Consider the following 22,609-nt stretch of genomic DNA (forward strand, 5'->3'; position numbering starts at 1 on the left):
AGGTGTCACGCCTTCGTGTAAGTGGCCGTTGGGCTGTTCTCCGTACGCGGTGGTGCAGAGACCTCCGGGGGCGCGGGGTGTTCAACTCTCGCGCCCCCGGAGGGTTTGGTGGAACGGGTGCTCCTGACGGATCGTTACTTCGATCGCCTGGCGCTGCTGAGGCGCGGGGGCTGCCGGAGCTGGAACCAGTAGAAGCCGTGCCCGGCGAGGGTGAGCAGGTACGGCCACTCGCCGATCGAGGGGAAGCGCACCCCGCCGATCAGCTCGACCGGGTACCGCCCTCCGAACTGCCGCAGGTCGAGTTCGGTCGGCTGCGCGAACCGCGAGAAGTTGTTCACGCACATGACCAGGTCGCCCTCGTGTTCCCGCACGAAGGCCAGGACCGCGGGATTGCTGGAGGGCAGCTCGGTGTAGGTGCCGAGGCCGAACGCCGAGTTGAGCTTGCGGATCTCGATCATGCGACGCGTCCAGTGCAGCAGTGAACTCGAACTGCTCTGCTGCGCCTCGACGTTGGTCACCTGGTAGCCGTACACCGGATCCATGATGGGCGGCAGACTGAGCCTGCCCGGGTCGGCGGACGAGAAACCCGCGTTGCGGTCCGGGGTCCACTGCATCGGCGTGCGCACGCCGTCCCGGTCGCCCAGCCAGATGTTGTCGCCCATGCCGATCTCGTCCCCGTAGTAGAGCACCGGGGAGCCCGGCAGGGAGAGCAGCAGGGCGGTGAACAGTTCGATCTGGTTGCGGTCGTTCTCCAGCAGCGGGGCGAGCCGGCGGCGGATGCCCACGTTGGCGCGCATCCGGGGGTCCTTGGCGTACTCCGCGTACATGTAGTCGCGCTCCTCGTCGGTGACCATCTCCAGGGTCAGCTCGTCGTGGTTGCGCAGGAAGATGCCCCACTGGCAGCCGTGCGGGATGCGCGGGGTCTTGGCGAGGATCTCCGACACCGGGTAGCGGGACTCCCGGCGGACCGCCATGAAGATGCGCGGCATCACCGGGAAGTGGAACGCCATGTGGCACTCGTCGCCGCCGGAGGCGAAGTCGCCGAAGTAGTCGACGACGTCCTCCGGCCACTGGTTGGCCTCGGCGAGCAGCACGGTGTCGGGGTAGTCGGCGTCGATCTCCTTGCGGACCCGCTGGAGGAACTCGTGCGTCTCCGGCAGGTTCTCGCAGTTGGTGCCCTCGCGGGCGAACAGGTACGGCACGGCGTCCAGCCGGAAGCCGTCGATGCCGAGGTCGAGCCAGAACCGCAGCCCGGCGATCATCTCGTCCTGGACGCGGGGGTTGTCGTAGTTGAGGTCCGGCTGGTGGGAGAAGAACCGGTGCCAGAAGTACTGCTTGCGAACCGGGTCGTAGGTCCAGTTGGAGGTCTCGGTGTCGACGAAGATGATCCGGGCGTCCGGGTACTGCTTGTCGTCGTCGGCCCACATGTAGAAGTCGCCGTACGGGCCGTCCGGGTCCTCCCGGGAGGCCTGGAACCAGGGGTGCTGGTCGCTGGTGTGGTTCATCACGAAGTCGATGACCACGCGCATGCCGCGCAGGTGCGCGGCGTCGACGAACTCCATGAAGTCGGCGAGGTCGCCGAACTCCGGCAGGACCGACTTGTAGTCCGCGACGTCGTACCCGCCGTCGCGCAGCGGCGAGGCGAAGAACGGCGGCAGCCAGAGGCAGTCGACCCCGAGCCACTGGAGGTAGTCGAGCTTGGACGTGAGCCCCCTGAGGTCCCCGATCCCGTCGCCGTTGCTGTCCTGGAAGGACCGCACCAGCACCTCGTAGAAGACCGCACGTTTGAACCACTCGGGGTCCAGGTTCTTCTTCGAGGTCTCGGGGAAGGTGTCGGGGACGGGCTCGTTCACTGTCACGCTGGGTTCCTCCGAACCGTGAGGAGGTGAGCCGGCTCGGCTGAGGGATCGAGCCGGACGTAGTTGTGCCGGCCCCAGGTGTAGGCGGCGCCGGTGAGCTCGTCGTGCACCGCGAACGGGCCGTCCCCGTCGAGGGTGACGGTGGCCTCCTGGGCGTGGTGCGGGTCGAGGTTGACGACCGTGATGACGTGGTCGGTCAGGCCCTCGGTCGTGGTGGCGGTCTTGGAGAAGGCGAGTACCTGGTCGTTGTCGGTCGGGTGGAAGCGCAGGCCGCGCAGCTGCTGGAGCGAGGGGTGCCGGCGGCGCAGCCGGTTCAGCACGGTGAGCAGCGGGGCCAGGGAGTCGGCGCGGGTCCAGTCACGGGGTCGCAGTTCGTACTTCTCGGAGTGCAGGTACTCCTCCGAGCCCGGGTGGGCCGGCTCGTTCTCGTACAGCTCGAAGCCGGCGTAGACGCCGTAGCTGGGGGAGAGGGTGGCGGCCAGTACGGCACGGATCGCGAACGCCGCCCGGCCGCCGGTCTGCAGGTACTCGTGCAGGATGTCCGGGGTGTTGGCGAAGAAGTTGGGCCGCATGTAGGAGGCGGCGTCGCCGGCGAGCTCGGTGAGGTATTCGGTGAGCTCCTGTTTGGTGGTGCGCCAGGTGAAGTACGTGTACGACTGGTGGAAGCCGATCTTCCCGAGGGTGTGCATCATCGCCGGCCGGGTGAAGGCCTCGGCCAGGAAGATCACGTCCGGATCGGTGCGGGCGATGTCGGCGAGCACCTTCTCCCAGAACAGCACCGGCTTGGTGTGCGGGTTGTCGACCCGGAAGATCCGCACGCCGTGGCTCATCCAGAACCGCAGGACCCGGAGGGTTTCCTTGACGATTCCGTCCATGTCCTGATCGAAGTTGATCGGATAAATGTCCTGGTACTTCTTCGGGGGGTTTTCGGCATAGGCGATGGTGCCGTCGGCGCGGTGGCTGAACCACTCCGGGTGCTTGTTGACCCAGGGGTGGTCCGGCGAGCACTGCAGTGCGAAGTCCAGGGCCACCTCCAGGTGCAGCGCCGCCGCCTCGGCGACGAAGTGGTCGAAGTCCTCGATGGTGCCGAGGTCCGGGTGGACGGCGTCGTGGCCGCCCTCCGGCGAGCCGATCGCCCAGGGTGAGCCGACGTCGTGCGGACCGGCCGTCAGGCTGTTGTCCGGCCCCTTGCGGAAGGCTCGCCCGATCGGGTGGACCGGCGGCAGGTAGACCACGTCGAAGCCCATCGCGGCGACGGCGGGCAGCCGCTCGGCGGCGGTGCGCAGGGTGCCCGAGCGCGGCGGCTCGACGCCGGAGGGGTCGACCACCGCGCCCTCCGAGCGGGGGAAGAACTCGTACCAGGAGCCGTACAGCGCGCGCTCGCGGTCCACCTGGAGCGGCAGCGGGCGGGAGGCGCTCACCAGTTCGCGCAGCGGGTAGCGGGCCAGCAGGTCGAGCACCTCGGGGGCGAGCGCCGCGGCCAGCCGGGACAGCGGCGGCAGACCGGCGTCGCGCAGGGCGTCCACCGCGGCCAGGATGTGCGCCCGGCCCTCCTTCTTCGGCACGCCGCCTGCGGCCCGCTCCAGCAGCAGCGCGCCCTCCTCCAGCACCAGCGCGGTGTCGATCCCGGCGGGCAGCTTCACCGCGGCCACCTTGCGCCAGGTGGCCAGCGGGTCGCTCCACGCCTCCACCAGGTAGGACCAGCGGCCGGGCGCGGTCGGGGTGACCTGCGCGCCCCAGCGGTCGGTGCCCTCGGCGAGTTCGCGCATCGGCGTCCACGGGCCGCTGCGGCCGCGCGGGTCGCGCAGGACGACGTTGGCGTTCACCGCGTCGTGGCCCTCGCGGAACACGGTGGCGGTGACCGCGAAGGTCTCGCCGACCACCGCCTTGGCCGGGCGACGGCCGGCGTCGACGAGGGGGCTGACGTCCAGGACGGGGATGCGGCCGATCACGGTGTCGCTCTCTGTCGTCTTGCGGGCGGCTGGCTTGCGGGCTGGGGTCTTGGCGGCGGTCTTGGCGGCCGGCTTGGCGGCGGGTCCGGTCGCGGACCCGCCGGCGGCCGTGGTGCGGGCGGGTGCCCGCCGGGGCGCCGGGCCAGCCTTCGCGGCGGCGCCCGTTCCGGAGCCGGCGATCGTCCCGGTGCCGGCGGTGGTGACCTCGGCGCCGGTGGCGGCGGTGCGGCGCGTGGTGGTGCGCCTGCGGGGTGCCGCCGGCCGGCTCTCCTCGGTCCCGGGTTGTCGGGCCGGTTCGGACGGCTGCTCCGGACGGTCGGCCGCGGCGCCCCGGGGTCCCGGCATCGCCGCGTCTGTCCGAGTGTCAGAATCCATCCGTCCGGCGGATTCCGCGACCGCTGCGTCGTGGCTTTCGGCCACCGGTGTGGACTGGTCCCGCGTGTCGCCGTGCATGCCAAACTCCTGCCCGAGATCGGCGGCAGCTCCCGCGGGCCGGGCCGGCCGGGGGGAGTACCGGGAGGACTGCTGGGTGGGGAGGACGTGCGACCGGAAGCCTGCCCGCGCCGCCGTCCCCGGCAACCTGCCCCGCTCCCGCCGAGCCCCTGGCGGGGCGCCCGAGAGCCCGCGCGCGTCCCGGCGCACGCCTCTCGGGGCACGCCCCTGGGCGACCCAACCCACCCGTGAACGAGCAGGCCGAGTCCCAGGACACGCGGCGGCGCGCGGTGAGCGCCGAATGGGCTAAGGAGGTTGGGAATCGATCAACGCGAAAAGGATTCGGACGTGCTGCTTCAAGGAGGGCGCCACCCGTCGCCGCACTCCCCGCAGCATCCACGACCTTGGTTCATAGTCGCACCGGCGACCGGACTTTTGCAGCGGTACGACAGTAGTTTCGGGCTTTGTCCGGGGCGGCTCCGCCGGTGGAAATGGATCTGTTCCGCAATGTTCACGCATTGGTAGCGCGATCCGACGGAACGTGCGCCGCGCGCGCCCCCTGTGCAGCCCAATGCGCCGAATGCGATCTCATCAATAGCCCGAACGGAGGCTCAATAGCCCACTTGACGCACCCTCATGACAGCCGCCGGGGCTACGCTTCACGCCGTGAAGGCAATCCGCAGATTCACCGTCCGCACTGTCCTGCCCGAACAACTCCAGCCGTTGCACGAGCTGGCCCTCAACCTGCGCTGGTCCTGGCACCCCGAGACCAGGGACCTCTTCCGGTCCGTGGACCCGGAGGTCTGGGCGGCCACGGGGGAGGACCCGGTGCGCCTGCTGGGCGAGGTCCCGGCCGCGCGGCTCGCCGCGCTGGCCACCGACCGCCGGTTCCTGCGCAGACTCGGCGACCTCGCCGACGACCTGCGGGAGTACCTGGCCGGACCGCGCTGGTACCAGGCCGCCCAGCACGGCCTCGACCAACCGGTCGCCGATGCCGCGCAGCCCACCGCCATCGCCTACTTCTCGCCCGAGTACGGCATCGCCGCGGCGCTGCCCCAGTACTCCGGCGGCCTCGGCATCCTGGCCGGCGACCACCTCAAGGCGGCCAGCGACCTCGGCGTGCCGATCATCGGCGTCGGGCTGTTCTACCGGCACGGCTACTTCCGGCAGTCCCTCAACCGGGACGGCTGGCAGCAGGAGCGCTACCCGCTCCTCGACCCGGACGAACTCGCCGTCACGCTGCTCCGGGAGAGTGACGGCACCCCCTGCCGGATCGACCTCGCGCTGCCCGGCGGCCGCACCCTCGCCGCGCACGTCTGGCGGGCCCAGGTCGGGCGGGTGCCGCTGCTGCTGCTCGACTCCGACATCGAGGCCAACTCGGCCGCCGAGCGCGACGTCACCGACCGCCTGTACGGCGGCGGCAGCGAGCACCGGCTGCTCCAGGAGATGCTGCTCGGCATCGGCGGCGTCCGTGCGGTGCGCGCCTACTGCCGGCTCACCGGCCACCCCGCGCCCGAGGTCTTCCACACCAACGAGGGCCACGCCGGCTTCCTCGGGATCGAGCGGATCCGCGAGCTGATCACCGACGGTCCGGCCGAGCCCGGTCTGGACTTCGCCGCCGCCCTGGAGGCCGTCCGGGCCGGCACCCTGTTCACCACCCACACGCCCGTCCCGGCCGGCATCGACCGCTTCGACCGGGACCTGGTCGCCCGCCACTTCGGCGGCGACGCGGCACTGCCCGGCGTCCCGGCCGACCAGGTGCTCGCGCTCGGCGCCGAGACCTGGCGCGGCGGGGACCCGAAGCTGTTCAACATGGCGGCGATGGGCCTGCGGCTCGCCCAGCGCGCCAACGGCGTCTCGACCCTGCACGGCGAGGTCAGCCGGTCCATGTTCAACGGACTCTGGCCGGGATTCGACGCCGCGGACGTCCCGATCACCTCGGTCACCAACGGCGTCCACGCGGCGACCTGGATCGACCCGGCGGTCGTCCGGCTCGGCGCCGCCGAGATCGGCGCCGACCGCGCCGAGGACGCCATGACCACCGGGGACGCCAAGCGCTGGACGGGCCTGGAGCGGATCGGCAACAGCGAGATCTGGGAGCTGCGCCGCGGCCTGCGCGCCCAGCTCGTCGACGAGGCCCGCCACCGGCTGCGCGCCTCCTGGCGCCAGCGCGGCGCCGGCGAGGCCGAGCTCGGCTGGGTCTCCTCGGTGCTCGACCCGGACGTGCTCACCATCGGGTTCGCCCGCCGGGTGCCCTCCTACAAGCGGCTCACCCTGATGCTGCGCGACCAGGAGCGGCTGCGCGCCCTGCTGCTGAGCCCGACCAGGCCGGTGCAGATCGTGGTCGCCGGCAAGGCCCACCCGGCCGACGACGGCGGCAAGCGGCTGATCCAGCAGATGGTCGCCTTCGCCGACGACCCGGCCGTCCGGCACCGGATCGTCTTCCTGCCGGACTACGACATGGCGATGGCCCGCCACCTCTACCCGGGGTGCGACGTCTGGCTGAACAACCCGCTGCGCCCGCTGGAGGCCTGCGGCACCTCGGGGATGAAGGCCGCGCTGAACGGCTGCCTCAACCTGTCCGTCCTGGACGGCTGGTGGGACGAGTGGTACGACGGCCAGAACGGCTGGGCGATCCCCACCGCCGACGAGAGCGCCGGCGTCCTCGACCCGGAGAGCGGCGAGGCCGAGCGGCGGGACGACATCGAGGCCGCCGCCCTGTACGACCTGATCGAGCACCAGGTGGCCGCCCGGTTCTACGACCGGGGCGCGGACGGGCTGCCGCACCGCTGGATCGCCATGGTCCGGCACACCCTGGTCACCCTCGGGCCCAAGGTGCTGGCGGGGCGGATGGTCCGTGAGTACGTCGAGCGGCTGTACACCCCGGCGGCGCTGGCCCAGCGGGAGCTGGCGGCGGCGGTGCCCGGCGGGCCGGTGACCGGCCCGTACGCGGGGGCCCGCGAGCTGGCCGGCTGGAAGGCCAAGGTCCGGGAGGCCTGGCCGGCCGTCCGGGTCGAGCACGTCGAGGCGGAGTGCCCGGACGAGGCGCAGGAGCTGGGCAGCTCGCTGGCCCTGCGGGTGCAGGTCGCGCTCGGCGCGCTGGAGCCCGGTGACGTGGAGGTGCAGGTGGTCTCCGGCCGGGTGGACGAGTCGGACGGCATCTCGGACGCCTGCCTGCTCGCCCTCAAGCCGGTCGGCGGGCCGGACCTCGACGGGCGCACCCGCTACGAGGGCTCGCTGGAGCTCTGCCGGACGGGCCCGTTCGGCTACACCGTCCGGGTGCTGCCGGCCCATCCGCGGCTGGCCTCGCCGGCCGAGCTGGGCCTGGTGGCGCTGCCGCCGGAATCCACCGGAATGGACGCGGGGCTGCTGCGCTGAACGGGTGGGGAGAGCCGGTCGGTCCGGCTCTCCCCACCCCGCCCGGCCGGGCGGGGCCTAGCGGACCGCGGCGACCAGGGAGTCGGTGACGGAGCGCCAGGCCACCCCGGCCTCGCGGAACCCGGTCTCGACGAGCCGGGCGGTGTGCCAGTCGGCGGGGTGCACGGCGCCCTGGGCGTGCGAGCCGTAGAGCGCGTCGCGGGCGGCGACCTCCTCGGCGAGCAGCGGGTCGGCCGCGGCCGCCGCCCACCAGCCGGCCCAGTCGAGCACGCCGTCGGCCCGCTCGCGTTCCTGGCGCCGCTGCTGGAAGGCCTCGTCGGCCGCGGTGAGCAGCGGGATCGTCGACTCGGGGGTGTGGTCGGCGTTGAGGAAGACGCCCCCGGGGCGGACCAGCCCGGCGAGGTCCCCGTACAGCCGGACGAGGTCGTCGGTGGGCAGCCAGTGCAGGGCGGTGGCGGTCACCACGGCGTCGAACGGCCCGGGCGGGAGCCGGGTGGCCCAGTCCGGGTCCTTGAGGTCGGCGGTCACCAGGGTGAACCGGGGCTCGCCGGCGAAGACGCCGCGGGCGATGGCCATCAGCGCCGGGTCCTGGTCGACGCCGACACTGACCGCGCCGGGCAGCCGGGCGAGCAGTCGTTCGCTGATGCTGCCGGTGCCGCAGGCCAGGTCGAGGACGCGCGGCTCGGGGCCGGCGACCGCCTCGACGACGTCCAGCATGGCCCGGAACCGCTCCTCGCGGTCGGGCAGGTACCACTCCTGCTGGCGGTCCCAGCTGCGCTGCCAGTCCTGCCAGTGCGTCCGGTCGGTCACGTCCGCTCCCTAGGTCGTCGGCCTGCGGACCGGTGCGGGCCGGTGTGGCCCGGTCGGTCCCGGGAACGACTCTAGGCCCTTTCGGTAATGGATGAAAGGGCCTAGAGGCTATTACCCACGCCGCGCGGTCAGACCAGGCTGTCCCGCCAGGCCTGATGCAGCTCGGCGAAGCGGCCGGAGCCGTCGATCAGCTCCTGCGGGGTGCCGTCCTCGACGATCCGGCCCTGGTCCATCACCAGGACGCGGTCGGCGATCTCGACGGTGGAGAGCCGGTGGGCGATGATCACGGCCGTCCGCCCGGCCAGCACGGTGCGCATCGCGCGCTGGACGGCCTGCTCGCCGGGCACGTCCAGCGAGCTGGTCGCCTCGTCCAGGATCAGCACCGCCGGGTCGGCCAGCAGGGCCCGGGCGAAGGCGACCAGCTGGCGCTGGCCGGCCGAGATCCGGCCGCCGCGCTTGCGCACGTCGGTGTCGAAGCCCTCCGGCAGCGCGGCGACGAACTCGTACGCGCCGATGTCCCGGGCGGCCTGCTCGACCTCCGCGCGGGAGGCACCGGGACGGCCGATCGCGATGTTCTCGGCGACGGTGCCGGAGAACAGGAACGACTCCTGCGTCACCATGACCACCCCGCGCCGCAGTTCCGGCGTGGCGAGGTCGCGCAGGTCCACCCCGTCGAGGCTGATCCGGCCGTCGGTCGGGTCGTAGAAGCGGGCCAGCAGCTTGGCGACCGTCGACTTGCCCGCGCCGGTCGCCCCGACCACGGCCACGGTCTGGCCGGCCGGCAGCACCAGGTCGAAGGCGGGCAGCACCTCCTTGCCGGAGCGGTAGCCGAAGGCGGTCTTCTCGAAGTGCACCTCGCGCCCCTTGGCCGCGGCGGTGGACCGCTGGGCCGGGAGCTCCTTCGGCTCGGCGGGCTCCGCGACGGTCGGCTCGTGGGCGAGCAGGCCGGCGATCTTCTCCAGTGCGGCGGCGGCCGACTGGTAGCTGTTCAGGAACATCGCGAGCTGGTCGATCGGGTCGAACAGGCGGCGCAGGTAGAGCACGAAACCGGTGAGCACACCGAGCTCCACCGCGCCGTCGGTGACCAGGAAGGCGCCGAGCAGCACCACACCGGCGCTCCAGACGTTCGCGGTGGCGCGGGAGAGGCCGACGTAGCGGGCGATCTCCAGCAGGCCGTCCGCCGTGGCGGCGGCCGACTGCCGGTTGACCACGGAGAACGCGGCGTCGTTGGCCCGCTCGCGGCGGAAGGCCTGGACGGGGCGGATGCCGTTCATGGTCTCGGTGAAGCGCACGATCAGCGAGGCGGCCGAGGTGCGCGAGCGGCGGTAGACCCGGCGCGAGCGGCTCCGGAACGAGCGGGCGATCAGGAACAGCGGGACGAACGAGGCCAGCGAGACCAGGCCGAGCCGCCAGTCCATCACCAGCAGCAGCACCGAGATGTAGAGGACCGAGAGGAAGACGGTCAGCAGCTCCTGGAGGCCCTCGGAGAGCAGCTCGCGCAGCGCGTCCACGTCGGAGGTGGCGCGGGAGATGATCCGGCCCGAGGTGTACCGCTCGTGGAAGTCCAGGCTGAGTCGCTGGGCGTGCCGGAAGATCCGGCCGCGCAGCTCCAGCAGGATGTCCTGGTTGATCCGGGCGCTGATCTTGATGAACGCCCACTGCAGCACGGTGCTGATCAGCGCGCAGGAGAGGTAGGCGGTGATCACCGCGACCAGCGGGCCGGCGTCGTGGTCGCGCAGTGCCGGGATGCCCCGGTCCATGGCGATCGCCACGAGCAGCGGACCGGACTGCAGCGCCGCCTGCTGGAGCAGGATCACCACCATCGCGACGGTGATCCGGGCCCGGTGCGGGCCGAGCAGCGCGCGCAGCAGCGCCCGGGGCGCGCCGGGCGGGACGGGGATGTCCTCCTCGTCGGCCGGGGGCGCGGGCAGCTCCTCCTCCGGCGCGGCCTTCGCCGCCTCCGTGGACTTCGCCGACTTCTCGGCGGGTTCGAGCGTGGTGGTCATCGGGCGGCGCCCCTCTCCGGTACCAGGGCGGCGTCGCCCGACATCAGTTCGCGGTAGCGAGCCGAGCTGCGCAGCAGCTCCTGGTGGGTGCCGACGGCCTCGATCCGGCCGTCCGAGAGCACCGCGACCCGGTCGGCGAGCAGCACGGTGCTCGGCCGGTGGGCCACCACCAGCGCGGTGGTGGAGCCGAGCACCTGCCGCAGGGCCCGCTCGACGAGCGCCTCGGTGTGCACGTCCAGCGCGGAGAGCGGGTCGTCCAGGACGAGGAAGGCCGGGGCGCCGACCACCGCGCGGGCCAGCGCCAGCCGCTGGCGCTGGCCGCCGGAGAGGCTGAGGCCCTGCTCGCCGACCTCCGTCCCGGCGCCGTCGGGCAGCTTCTCGACGAAGCCGGCCTGGGCGGTGGCCAGCGCTGCGGCGAGCTGCTCGGGGCCGGCGCCGGGCGCGCCCATCAGCACGTTCTCCCGGACGGTGGCGGAGAACAGGGTCGGCTCCTCGAAGGCGACCGAGACCAGCTCGCGCAGCCGCTCGCGGGACAGCTCGCGGATCGGGCGGCCGTCCAGCGTGATGGTGCCGGCGGTGGCGTCGTACAGCCGGGGGAGCAGCGCGGTGAGTGTGGTCTTGCCGCTGCCGGTGGCACCGACCAGGGCCATCGTCTCGCCGCTGCGGATGTGCAGGTCGATGCCCCGGAGCAGGTCGGGGGTGTCGGGCGGGGCGTCCGGGTAGCGGAAGCGGACGCCGGTGAGCCGGATGCCGTCGGGGGCGGCGCCCGGCGTCGTGGCGGTGGCCGTGGTGTCGGCGGCGTCGGCCGGGGCCGGCTCGGTGTCGTCGTCCGGCAGCGGCTCGTCCAGCACCTCGAAGAAGCGGTCGGCGGCGGTGGCGGCCTCGTTGGCGTAGGCGAGCAGCCAGCCCAGCGACTCGACCGGCCAGCGCAGCGCGAGCGCGGTGGAGAGGAAGGCGACCAGGGTGCCGGTGCTCAGCTCGTCGTGCGCGACCAGGTAGCAGCCGACCGCGAGGGCGCAGCCGAGCGCCACCTCGGGCAGGCCGACGATGACCGCCCAGAGGTTGGCGAGCAGGCCGGCCTTGCGCAGCTCGGTCCGGCGCAGGTCGCGCGTCCGGGCCCGGAAGCGGTCGGCCATCGACCGGTGGCGGCCGAAGGCCTTGAGGATGCGGATGCCGAGGATGGACTCCTCGATCACGGTGGCGAGGTCGCCGTTCTGGTCCTGGGCGAGCCGGGCGGCGCCGGAGTAGCCGGCCTCGAACCGCCGGGTCAGCACCATCAGCGGGACGGCGGGCGCCAGGACGATCAGGGCCAGCCGCCAGTCCTGGGTGAACATCAGGGCGGTGCCCGCGAGGAAGGTCGCGGTGTTGACGATCAGGAAGACCAGCGGGAAGGCCAGGAACAGCCGCATGGTGTACATGTCGGAGGTCGCCCGGGAGAGCAGCTGGCCGGAGCCCCAGCGGTCGTGGAAGGAGATCGGCAGCCGCTGCAGCCGGGCGAAGAGGTCGCCGCGCATCGCCGTCTCCACCCCGGCCAGGGGTTTGGCGAGGATGACGCGGCGGGCGTAGAACAGGGCCGCCTCGAAGAGCCCGAGCGCCAGGAGCAGGCCGATCAGCGGCCAGAGCGCGCCGACGTCGTGGTCGGTGATCGGTCCGTCGACGATTCGGCCGAGAACGATCGGGACGAGCAGCACGCTGAGCGCGGCGAACAGCGCGGCGGCGACCGAGGCGGTCAGCCGCCAGCGGATCACGCGGGCGTAGGGCCACAGGCGCAGCAGCGAGCGGACCGTCGACCGGCGGGCGGACGTGGGGGCGGGGGCTTGGTTCTCGGCCATCGCCGTGAGCGTAGGTCGGGCCCGCGTCATTTCTCATCAGGTTTTTCGCACCTGTCGTCGAGAACCGGCCACCGGTGGCCGGGACGCGTGGGGTGCGGGGGTCAGCGAGGGGCGGGTGCGCGCAGCAGGCGCAGCGAGTGCCCGCCGAGCAGGGCGGTGTCCGGGGAGGGGAGCGGGCCGTTCTCCTCGCTCGCGGTGTCCAGCACCGTCTCGTACCGCGCGTCCGGCGCGGCCCAGGGTTCGCCGGGCAGCGTGAAGGCCACCGGGTCGGGGCCGGTGTTGAGCAGCAGCAGGAAGCTGTCGTCGCGCAACGGGCGTCCGTGCTGGTCGCGTTCGGACATCGCGGTGCCGGAGAGCAGCATCCCGAGGCAGGCCGTGGGGGCGAACCAGTCGGCCTCGGTCATCTCCTTGCCGCGCGGGGTGAACCAGGCCAGGTCCGGCTGGCCGCCGGGGGTGGCGGCCCGGCCGGAGAAGAACGCCCGCTGCCGCAGCACCGGGTGGGCGCGGCGCAGGCGGACGAGGCGGGCGGTGAGGTCGCGCAGCCCGGCCCAGTCGCGGTCCGCCAGCAGGGACCAGTCCAGCCAGCTGATCTCGTTGTCCTGGCAGTAGGCGTTGTTGTTGCCGCGCTGGGTGCGGCCGAACTCGTCCCCGGCGGTGATCATCGGGACGCCGGTGGAGAGCAGCAGGGTGGCCATCAGGTTGCGCAACTGGCGCAGGCGCAGGGCGTGGACGGCCGGATCGGCGGTCTCCCCCTCGGCGCCGTGGTTCCAGGACCGGTTGTCGTCGGTGCCGTCCCGGTTGGCCTCGCCGTTGGCCTCGTTGTGCTTGCGGTCGTAGGAGACCAGGTCGCGCAGGGTGAAGCCGTCGTGCGCGGTGACGAAGTTGACCGAGGCGTAGGGGCGTCGGCCGCCGCGCTGGTAGAGGTCGGAGGAGCCGGAGAGCCGGTAGCCGAGCTCGCGGACGTCCGGGCGGGCGCCGCGCCAGAAGTCCCGCACGGTGTCCCGGTACTTGTCGTTCCACTCGGCCCACAGCGGGGGGAAGCCGCCGACCTGGTAGCCGCCCGCGCCGACGTCCCACGGCTCGGCGATCAGCTTGACCCGGCTCAGCACCGGGTCCTGGGAGACGGCGGCGAGGAAGGGGTGGTCCATCTCGACGCCGTCGCTGCCGCGGGCGAGCGCGGCGGCGAGGTCGAAGCGGAAGCCGTCCACGCCCATCTCGGTCACCCAGTACCGCAGCGAGTCGGTGATCAGCCGGATCACCTGCGGCCGCCGGGTGTCCAGGGTGTTGCCGCAGCCGGTGTAGTCGGCGTAGCCGCGCGGGCGGTTCAGCGGCAGCCGGTAGTACCCGGCGTTGTCGATGCCCCGCAGCGAGAGGGCGGGGCCCAGCTCGGCGCCCTCGGCGGTGTGGTTGTAGACCACGTCGAGGACGACCTCGATGCCGGCGGCGTGCAGCGCGCGCACCATCCGCTTGAACTCGCCCACTTGGCCGCCGCGGCTGCCGGAGGAGGAGTAGCCGGCGTGCGGGGCGAAGAAGCCGACGGTGTTGTACCCCCAGTAGTTGCCCAGGCCGCGGGCCTGGAGGTGGTCCTCGCTGGCGTACTGGTGCACCGGCAGCAGCTCGACGGCGGTGACGCCGAGCCCGGTGAGGTGGGCGATCGCGGCGGGGTGGGCGAGGCCCGCGTAGGTGCCGCGCAGCTCCGGCGGCACCTCGGGGTGGCGCATGGTGAAGCCGCGCACGTGCAGCTCGTACAGCACGGTCTCGGCCCAGGGGGTCTTCGGGCGGTGGTCGTCGTACCAGTCGTCGTCGTCGTGGACCACGACGGACCTGGGCACGTAGCGGGCCGAGTCGCGGTTGTCCCGGACGGTGTCGGCGACGTCGGCCTCGGGCCAGTTGCGGACGGCGGAGCAGACCGCGTCGTGGGAGGTGTAACAGCCGTCGACGGCCCGGGCGTACGGGTCGAGCAGCAGCTTGGCCGGGTTCCACCGGGCGCCGGTCCACGGGTCCCAGCGGCCGTGGACCCGGAAGCCGTACCGGGTGCCCGGGCGGACGCCGGGCAGGAAGCCGTGCCAGGTCTGGAAGTTCTGCTCGGTGAGGCGGTGTCTGCTCTCCTGGCCGTCCTCGTCGAAGAGGCAGAGGTCGACCGCCTCGGCGCCGGCCGCCCAGAGCGCGAAGTTGGTGCCCTGGCGACCCTGGGCATCGGTGCGGAAGCGGGCGCCGAGCGGCTGCCAGCTGCCGGGCCACGGTGGCTCGGTGCCGGTACCGCCGCGCGGCCGCACTCCGGCTTCCAGCTCCTGCCCTGACGCCATGGCCCTACCCTCCCTGGGCGGGGTGTCCCGGACCCCGTTCACCTTCTCTTTCCCTGATCCTGCTGATCGGAAGCCGCTGAACGGTGGCTTACCGGCGGATGGCGGCCGGGGGCCGCGCGCCGCGGGGGCGGTTCGGGCACGCCGCCCGGGCCCGCGCCGCGGCCACCACCGGGTCGCCGTCCGCCCGGTGGTGGGCCGCCGGAGTGAGGTTCACCCGGCCGTCCGCGTGTCCTGCCGGGATTGCCCTCGTTGTCCGGGGTATCGGACGGAAACGGCGGGAGGCCCCGGAATGCGGCCCCGAGTACTGGTGTGGGCGCGCCGTGCGGCGGCGCTGGGGTGGAGCCTGGCGGTGCTGACGGGGTGCGCCGGCGGGGGCGGTCCGGCGGCTGGCCCGGCCCAGGACGCGGCGGCCCCGGGGCACGCGGCCCCGCCGGCCCCCTCCCGGGCGGCGATCACCGCGCTGCCCGCCGACGGCGCCGAGGACGTCCCGCCGGACGGCGCGGTCCGGGTCTCGGTGGCCCAGGGCCGGCTGGTCTCCGTCCGGCTGGCCGACGCGAAGGGCACCGAGGTGGCCGGGACGCTCTCCCCGGACGGTGCGAGCTGGGCGCCGAACGGCCCGCTGCCGCTCGGCACCGCGTACACCCTGGACTCGGTGGCCGAGGACGACCAGGGCCAGAAGGCGAACCAGCACACGGACTTCTCGACGGTGGCCCGGGCGCACACCTTCGTCGCCTTCTTCACCCCGGAGGACGGCTCCACGGTCGGCGTCGGCATGCCCGTCTCGCTGCGCTTCAGCCGCCCGATCACCGACCGGGCGGCCGTCGAGCGGGCGGTGACGGTGACGGCCGACCCGCCGGTGGAGCTGGCCGCGCACTGGTTCGGCACCCAGCGGCTGGACGTCCGGCCGAAGGCCTACTGGGCGGCCGGCACCAAGGTCGCGGTGGCGCTGCGGCTCAAGGACGTGCAGGGGGCGCCGGGCGCGTTCGGCACCCAGACCAAGGACGTCCGGTTCACCGTCGGCCGGGCCCAGGTCTCCACGGTGGACCTGGACGCCCACACCCTGACCGTGCGGGCCGGGGCGGGCGGCAAGGTGGTGCGCACGCTCAAGGTGTCCGGCGGGGACCCGAAGCACACCACCTACCGGGGCGTGCTGGTGGTCTCCGAGAAGTACCGCACGACCAGGATGAACTCGCAGACCGTCGGGATGGGCGACGAGTACGACATCAAGGACGTCCCGCACGCGATGCGGCTGACCACCTCCGGCACCTTCATCCACGGCAACTACTGGGCCGACCCGGCGGTGTTCGGCACGGCCAACACCAGCCACGGCTGCATCGGCCTGGCCGACGCCAAGGGCGGGACGAGCACGGACACCCCGGCGGGCTGGCTGTTCGAGCACACCATCCCCGGGGACGTGATCGAGGTGAGGGCGGCCACCGGGGACGCCGTCCCGCCGAGCAACGGGCTCAACGGCTGGAACCTGCCCTGGGCCCAGTGGGTCGCGGGCAGCGCGATCGAGCGCTGAGCCACCGGCCCCTGGTCCCGGCTGCGGGGCGGTGACCCTCCCGCCGGTCTTCACCGCTGTTCCACCTGTGATTCACCGCACTCCCCCCGGGGTTCACTCATTCGGCCCAGCTATCCTGCTTGCCGCGCCGAAGACCGGCGCGGAAGATCGCCGGTCCGGTGCAACCCGTCCGGGCGAACACGCGTCCATCTGGATGGACACCGGGAGGGGAGAAACCGTGAAGCCGGTTTTGGCGGACGACGCCGCGATAGGGACCACCAGCCGTCGGATGCGTCGTGGCGCAGTGGCGCTCGCGATGGGCGGGGTACTGCTGCTCACCGCGGCATGTGGGGACGACAAGGGCAGTGACGGGGGCAGCGGCGGGGGTGACGCGGCCGCCACGGCGGGTGCCAACGGTGGGGGCGCTCCGGCGCCCGGCCAGAGCTCGGCGGCGCCGAAGACCTCGGCCGCGGTGCTGACCGTCGAGCCGAAGGACGGTGCCCAGGACGTCTCGCCGACCAACGCGCTGGCCGTCTCGGTCGCGAGCGGCAAGCTCACCACCGTCGAGGTGACCGACAAGGAGGGCAAGCCGGTCGCCGGGGCGATCACGCCGGACGGCTCCGGCTGGAAGCCCAGCGCGCCCCTGGCCGTCGGCATGGTCTACAAGGTGAGCGCGCAGGCCCAGGACGCCGAGGGCCTGGTGACGGCGTCGACGACCTCGTTCACCACGCTGACCCCGGCGAAGACGATCTCCACGAACGACAACATCGCCGACAACGCCACCTACGGCGTCGGCATGATCGTCTCGGTGGTCTTCAACAAGGACGTGAAGAACAAGGAGGCCGTGGCGAAGGGGATCACCTTCGAGACCAGCGACGGCGCCGCCACCGAGGTGAAGGGCCACTGGTTCGGCACCAAGCGGCTGGACTTCCGCCCGGCCGAGTACTGGAAGCCGGGGACGAAGGTCACCATCCACTACCGGCTGAAGAACGTCGAGGTCGCCCCCGGCATCTACGGCGACGTGGACAAGGACGAGCCGTTCACCATCGGCCGCTCCCAGGTCTCGACGGCCGACGCGGCCGCCCACACGATGACGACCGTCCGGGACGGCAAGAGCACCACGGTGCCGGTCACCCTCGGCGCCGACGCGACCCCCTCGTGGGGCGGCACCATGGTGATCATGTCCAAGGAGAAGGTCACCCGGATGAACTCGCAGACCGTCGGTCTCGGCGGCGAGTACGACATCCAGGACGTCCCGCACGCGATGCGGCTCACCACCTCCGGCACCTTCGTGCACGGCAACTACTGGGCGAACCCCTTCGGCAAGTCCAACGCGAGCCACGGCTGCGTCTCGATGGCCGACGAGAAGGGCGGCAGCGACACCTCGGTGGCGGGCAAGTTCTTCAACGACTCGCTGGTCGGCGACGTGGTGAAGATCGTGAACACCAAGGAGAAGACCGTCGCGCCCGACAACGGCCTCGGCGGCTGGAACATCGGCTGGGCCAACTGGTAGGTCCGGCGACACACGCTCTACCCCGGCGGCAGCCCCGGTAGTCCCGGTTCGACGACGACCGGCCCGATCCTCACTCGTTGGGGTCGGGCCGGTCGTCGTTCGTGGCGTGATCGTCGCCCGGATGGCGCAACCTTTCCGGTGGATGGCGCGTGTATCTGTCGAGTCCCCTCGTGGTCGAGCGGGATGAACGGGAGGAGTCGGCATGAGGTCGATACGGACAGTGGTGGCCGCCGGTCTGATGGGCGGCGCGCTGGTGCTGACCAGCGCGTGCGGCGGGGGCGACGGCGCGGCCGGCGGGAGCGCGGCCAAGGCGGACCTGGGGGGCGCGGCGGGCGTCGCGGCGACCGCCTCCGGGCCGGCGTCCGGAGCGGCACCGGCCTCCGGGGCGGCGCCGGCCGAGGCCCCCGCGTCGACCCCGGCGGCGCCGAAGGTGTCGGCGGCGGTGCTGGACATCCAGCCGAAGAACGGCGCGGTGGACGTGGCCCCGAGCGGCGCGCTCAAGGTCGCGGTGGCGGGCGGCAAGCTCACCACGGTCAAGGTGAGCGACCGGACCGGCAAGGAGGTCGCCGGGACGATCGCCGCCGACGGCGGCAGCTGGACGCCGACGGCCGGCCTGGCGGTCGGCACCGCCTACCAGGTGAGCGCGATGGCGGCGGACGCCAACGGCGTGGTCGCCTCGGCGGACAGCGGCTTCACCACGCTGACGCCCGAGCGCGAGGCGAAGGCGAGCGACAACGTCGAGGACAACGCCACCTACGGGGTCGGCATGATCGTCTCGGTCGACTTCGACAAGGACGTGAAGAACAAGGAGGCGGTCGCCAGGGGCATCACCTTCGAGTCCGACAACGGCACCGTGGTGAAGGGCCACTGGTTCGGCAACCGCCGGCTGGACTTCCGCCCCGAGGCGTACTGGAAGCCGGGGACCAAGGTCACCGTCCACTACCGGCTGAAGAACGTGGAGCTCGCCCCCGGCGTCTACGGCGGCGTGGACCGGGACGAGCCCTTCACGATCGGGCGATCGCAGGTCTCGACGGTTGACGCGAAGACGCACAAGATGACGGTGGTCAACGACGGCAAGAGCTCTGTCGTCGACATCACCTCCGGCTCCTCGGAACACCCCACCTGGAACGGCACCATGGTGGTGATGTCCAAGGAAGGCGTGGTGCGGATGCAGTCCAGCAGCATGCCCGGGATGACCGGGGACCCGTACGACCTCCAGGTGCCGCACTCGATGCGGCTGACCACGTCCGGCACGTACGTACACGGCAACTACTGGAGCAGCGCCTTCGGCAAGGACAACGTCAGCCACGGCTGCGTCGGCCTCAAGGACGTCAAGGGCGGCGGCGACGGCACCTCGGCGGGCACCTTCTACGACGGCTCGCTGATCGGCGACATCGTGACGGTGCAGAATTCCTCGCGCGGCACGGTGGCTCCGGACAACGGTCTCAGCGGCTGGAACCTGGCCTGGAGTGCCTGGTAGGAGGCGGTTTGCGGCAACCCGGGCTTGACGCGCACCCGGCCCGGGTTGCACCCGGCATATGCCGAGCGGGTAGTGATCGTTTGCTCATTGTCCGTACGCGGCCGCTTGCGTTCCGCAATGATGGACCGCATGGCGGGTTGGGGCGAAACAGATCAGTCATCACTTCCTGGGTCGAGCTTGGTCGCTGAGGCATCGTGGATGTGCTTCCAGGACGCGCTGGCGGCCCTGGAGCGGCTCAGCTCCGAGGAGCTGGAGCGGATGTACTTCGGCAGGCTGTGCGACCAGTCGGCACCGGGCGAGATGCGGTTGCCGTCGAGGCCGGAGTCCGGGCCGCTGGCCCGCCGGCTGGTGCTCTCGGTGCTGGAGTCCTGGGAGCTGCACCAGCAGTTGGAGGTCGGTGAGCTGCTCACCAGCGAGCTGGTGGCCAACGCGGTGCGGCACGCGGCCGGGCGGACCATCGGCGTCCAGGTGTCGCGCAAGCCCGGCTGGCTGCGGGTCGAGGTGCGGGACTCCTCGCGGGCGCTGCCCTGTCTGATCATGGCCGAGCCGCTGCCGATCAACGAGTACGGGCGCGGGCTCAAGGTCGTCGACGACCTCGCCGACCGCTGGGGCGCCGATCTGCTGCCGCGCGGCAAGGGCGTCTGGTTCGAGCTCAAGGTGCGCGAGCGGCACTGAGGCCGTCGCGGCGACTCACCGCCGTGGCCGCGCCGCAGCCATGGTCGCGCCGCAGCCGTGCCCGGAAAACGCGCAGGGCCCCCGATCCACCGTGTTCCGGTGCGTGGGGGCCCCTGCAAGTCATCGCGCGGCCAAGGGGGTGCGTGCCGACACGATGGGCGACGGCCGTGCCAGGTCGGGCGGGCCGTAGTCTCGGTGTCCTCGGCGGGTCGTCGTCGTCCGCCGCCGGACATCTCGACTATCGCACGGATCTCAGCATGTGGGCAAACCGGCTGGCTTTGATTTCAAGGTTTGTAACCTAGTTCACCTTTGGATTTTGCATAGGTTAACGCTGTCGCCTGAGATTATTCATGAGCGAGCCGTGTAGACCCTGTGACGAGGCGCTGTGACGAGGCTCTGTGACGAGGCCTTGTCGGGGCCGGCGGTCTTGTCGGGGCCGGCGGTCCGAGCGCTAGCGGACGCCCTGCCCCGGGCCGCGCAGCGAGAGCAGCGGGGTGTCGACGCCGAGCTTGGTGGCGCTGCCCTGGAGGGCCTCCCGCAGGTACGGGTAGAGCACCGTCACGCCGATCCGGTCGACGAACAGCTGCTGCAGTTCGGCGGGAAGCTCGAACGGCGCCCCCAGCGAGAAGGCCGCCGCCGCGTCCACCACGAAGTCGGCCTGGGCGCTCCCCAGTTCCAGCCGGCAGCGGACCTCCAGGGTGGTCCCGTCGTCGCCCTCGCGGAGCCAGACCGCGAGCGTGGTCCGGTTCTCCGCCTCGCTGCGCGGCTCCTGCTGGTCGAAGAGGCGCCGGCCGGAGACCTCCAGGAAGGTGACGTCCTCCAGCTCGGTGGCGGCGGAGAGCTCGTCGAGGGTGGCGAAGCGCCGGACCCCCCGGCGGGCGGGCGAACCGGCCATCAGACGGTCACCGACCGCTGCGCGTCGTCGCCCCAGGCGGTCGGCCGGGACCGCGCCCCGCGCTCGCGGACGGCCACCCGGACCTGCACCTCGACGGGCGCGGGCTTCCAGGCGGGGGCCAGATCCGCGGCGGTGTGGTCGACCAGGCTGTACAGCCGGGCGTCGACCGCGCGGGCGTACCGCTGGAGCGTGGAGTAGCGGGCGTCGCCGCCCACCCGCTCGAACTCGGAGATCGTCGACTGCGACGTCCCCATCAGGTCCGCCACGTCGCGCTGGGTCAGACCGCGCTTCTTGCGGGCCACCACCAGGGTCTCCACGAGTTCGGCGTAGGCCTGCGCGTCGGCCAGGCTCGCGGCGACGCGGGGATCGTCCGGGTCGAGGTCGAGTAGATCGTGCAGCGTGGGTGCCATGGCCGCCTCCCCTCAGAGTGCTTCAACATTATCGCCCGAAGCCGATATCGAGAACCGGGAACTCAGCCCGCCGACGGCCGGTTCCGCCACTCCCTGAGCCGCCGCTCCGCGGCGCCGCGCTCGTTCGGCGGGGTCTTCTGGGACTTCTTCTGGAAGAACGACAGGGCGAGCAGGACCAGGCCCTCGCCCTCCTCCGCGAAAAGCAGCCGGAAGGTGCGGTGATCGCCGGTGAGCCGCACCTCCAGGAGGTCGTTGCCGAGGTCCTTGACGTCCCCCGGCAGGGTCTGCCGCTCCCTGACCCGGTTCATCAGGACGAACAGCCGGGCCCGCTCGTGGGTGGCCAGCCGGGCCTTCTGCAGGTCCTTGACCAGGGGCGTCGAACCGTCCGCGCCCTCGTAGAAGGACCACTCCCGTGTGTTCAACGCCCACCCCCTCGGCCCGTGCGCCGGTCGGCAGTCTAGGGGGGAGGGGGTGAAGGGGAGATCAATGCGGCTGCCGTGCGGACGGGTTGGGGCGGACCGAGGCGCGCACCCGGGCGGCGTGCCGGTGCACGGCCTGGGGCGAGAGCCGGGCCCGCGGTGGCGGGGCGTCGGAGGCGCCCGCCCGGCAGGCCCGGCAGAGGCCGCCGAGGAGGGCCTGCGGCCGGCTCGGGGTGCGGCAGTCGGTGCACTCCACGATGCGGGTGACCGGCGCCGTCGGCTCCCCGGTGCGTTCGGGCGGCATCTTGTCGGCCAGGCGGCGGTGGACGAAGGCGGCCGGGCTGTGGACGGCCGGCGGGAGCCCGGCGGTCAGCGCGGTGGTGAGGTACGCCGTACCGGCCCCGCGCGCGAGCCACTGGGCGGCGAGCGGTTCGAGGGAGTCGCAGTCGCGCGCCGAGAGCGCGAGCCGGGGGTCGGCGAGCCCGAGGGCGGCGAGGGCCCGGTAAGCGGGTGACCGGTTCACGCGGGGGTGGGGCCGCTCGTCCGGGTGAACCTGCGCGGGGCCGGTGGTGCCGTCGGGGCCGGTGTCGGCACTGCCGTCCGTGTCGCCGACGGTCAGGAAGCGGGACCACCAGGCGTCGTCCCGGGGCGTCCGGGAGAAGTAGGTGCGGAACACCCACTGCGTACGGTCGCCGTCGACCCGCTCGCGGACACGACGCAGGTGACCGGCGACGGAGAGCCGGTTGAGCGCGCTGCGGACGGCCTGCTGGCCGTAGTGCGGCTGCTCGCGGGCGAGGGTCTTGGTGTCCATCGCGGCGCCCTCGGGCAGCCGGTCGACCAGCCGCGCCAGGTAGGCCTCACGGGCGGGCAGGTGCGCGAAGTCGTCGGCGCGAGGGGGATTTTGGCCCGGCGCGGAACGCTTTCCGTAGCCGGGGGACGCCATCGGGGGCAGGGCAGCGCTAAAGTCGTGGGTAGCCACAGGATCGACTGCTTTCGATCGTGTCGGTCAGACCCCCGTTCGGTGTTGGTGCACCGGCGGGGGTTGATTCGTTGGTGCGCACGCTACACGGCGTGCGCAGCCCGTGGCGACCGGTGACGATTAGTCATACGGGCTGGCTACGGCGGTGGTTGGGAGGGT

15 protein-coding genes are annotated in these 22,609 nt (G+C 72.5%); 5 read left to right on the top strand and 10 right to left on the bottom strand.

Features of this window, described 5'->3' with window-relative positions; translation table 11 throughout:
• Positions 1-134 precede the first annotated feature (134 nt).
• Positions 135-1,859, bottom strand: coding sequence for a maltose alpha-D-glucosyltransferase (gene treS, locus ABT263_RS09835; RefSeq protein ID WP_329489659.1), 1,725 nt, complete (start codon positions 1,857-1,859; stop codon positions 135-137).
• Positions 1,856-3,811, bottom strand: coding sequence for an alpha-1,4-glucan--maltose-1-phosphate maltosyltransferase (locus ABT263_RS09840; protein ID WP_352289542.1), 1,956 nt, complete (start codon positions 3,809-3,811; stop codon positions 1,856-1,858). Before ABT263_RS09840 ends, treS begins: the two co-directional genes overlap by 4 nt.
• 1,098 nt (positions 3,812-4,909) lie before the next feature.
• Here ABT263_RS09840 and glgP point away from each other — a divergent pair.
• On the top strand, positions 4,910-7,621 hold the full coding sequence (glgP, locus tag ABT263_RS09845) for an alpha-glucan family phosphorylase (RefSeq protein ID WP_352289444.1): 2,712 nt from the start codon (positions 4,910-4,912) through the stop codon (positions 7,619-7,621).
• A 57-nt stretch (positions 7,622-7,678) separates the two neighbouring features.
• Here the strand turns inward: glgP and ABT263_RS09850 are convergent, their stop codons facing one another.
• The 4 genes from ABT263_RS09850 to glgX form a co-directional block, all read right to left on the bottom strand.
• Positions 7,679-8,431 (bottom strand): class I SAM-dependent methyltransferase, encoded by a 753-nt coding sequence (locus tag ABT263_RS09850; protein ID WP_352289447.1) that lies wholly within the window; start codon positions 8,429-8,431, stop codon positions 7,679-7,681.
• A 128-nt stretch (positions 8,432-8,559) separates the two neighbouring features.
• Positions 8,560-10,437, bottom strand: coding sequence for an ABC transporter ATP-binding protein (locus ABT263_RS09855; RefSeq protein ID WP_352289450.1), 1,878 nt, complete (start codon positions 10,435-10,437; stop codon positions 8,560-8,562).
• Positions 10,434-12,269, bottom strand: coding sequence for an ABC transporter ATP-binding protein (locus tag ABT263_RS09860; RefSeq protein WP_352289453.1), 1,836 nt, complete (start codon positions 12,267-12,269; stop codon positions 10,434-10,436). The genes ABT263_RS09855 and ABT263_RS09860 overlap by 4 nt, the downstream gene beginning before the upstream one ends.
• Before the next feature lie 101 nt (positions 12,270-12,370).
• Positions 12,371-14,575, bottom strand: a complete 2,205-nt coding sequence (glgX, locus tag ABT263_RS09865; RefSeq protein ID WP_352289456.1) for a glycogen debranching protein GlgX — start codon at positions 14,573-14,575, stop codon at positions 12,371-12,373.
• Between the two features lie 289 nt (positions 14,576-14,864).
• Here glgX and ABT263_RS09870 point away from each other — a divergent pair, with 289 nt between their 5' ends.
• The 4 genes from ABT263_RS09870 to ABT263_RS09885 all read left to right on the top strand — a co-directional run bounded on the left by ABT263_RS09870 (position 14,865) and on the right by ABT263_RS09885 (position 19,747).
• Positions 14,865-16,100, top strand: coding sequence for a L,D-transpeptidase (locus ABT263_RS09870; RefSeq protein ID WP_352289459.1), 1,236 nt, complete (start codon positions 14,865-14,867; stop codon positions 16,098-16,100).
• A 217-nt stretch (positions 16,101-16,317) separates the two neighbouring features.
• On the top strand, positions 16,318-17,592 hold the full coding sequence (locus tag ABT263_RS09875) for a L,D-transpeptidase (RefSeq protein ID WP_352289462.1): 1,275 nt from the start codon (positions 16,318-16,320) through the stop codon (positions 17,590-17,592).
• Positions 17,593-17,794: 202 nt separating this feature from the next.
• A complete protein-coding gene (locus tag ABT263_RS09880; protein ID WP_352289465.1) occupies positions 17,795-19,072 on the top strand; it encodes a L,D-transpeptidase in 1,278 nt (425 codons plus the stop codon).
• A 198-nt stretch (positions 19,073-19,270) separates the two neighbouring features.
• Positions 19,271-19,747 carry an ATP-binding protein gene (locus ABT263_RS09885; RefSeq protein ID WP_329489668.1) on the top strand — a complete coding sequence of 159 codons (477 nt, stop codon included), beginning with the start codon at positions 19,271-19,273 and terminating at the stop codon, positions 19,745-19,747.
• 451 nt (positions 19,748-20,198) lie between these two features.
• Here ABT263_RS09885 and ABT263_RS09890 read toward each other — a convergent pair whose 3' ends face one another.
• The 4 genes from ABT263_RS09890 to ABT263_RS09905 form a co-directional block, all read right to left on the bottom strand.
• Positions 20,199-20,642, bottom strand: a complete 444-nt coding sequence (locus ABT263_RS09890; protein WP_352289468.1) for a hypothetical protein — start codon at positions 20,640-20,642, stop codon at positions 20,199-20,201.
• Complete coding sequence (locus ABT263_RS09895; protein ID WP_352289470.1) at positions 20,642-21,052, bottom strand: helix-turn-helix domain-containing protein; 411 nt, start codon at positions 21,050-21,052, stop codon at positions 20,642-20,644. The genes ABT263_RS09890 and ABT263_RS09895 overlap by 1 nt, the downstream gene beginning before the upstream one ends.
• 62 nt (positions 21,053-21,114) lie before the next feature.
• A complete protein-coding gene (locus ABT263_RS09900) occupies positions 21,115-21,474 on the bottom strand; it encodes a type II toxin-antitoxin system RelE/ParE family toxin (RefSeq protein ID WP_352289473.1) in 360 nt (119 codons plus the stop codon).
• A 61-nt stretch (positions 21,475-21,535) separates the two neighbouring features.
• A complete protein-coding gene (locus ABT263_RS09905) occupies positions 21,536-22,414 on the bottom strand; it encodes a hypothetical protein (protein WP_352289476.1) in 879 nt (292 codons plus the stop codon).
• Positions 22,415-22,609 lie beyond the last annotated feature (195 nt).

The organism is Kitasatospora sp. NPDC001603, from assembly GCF_040298365.1.
Taxonomy (GTDB): Bacteria; Actinomycetota; Actinomycetes; order Streptomycetales; family Streptomycetaceae; genus Kitasatospora.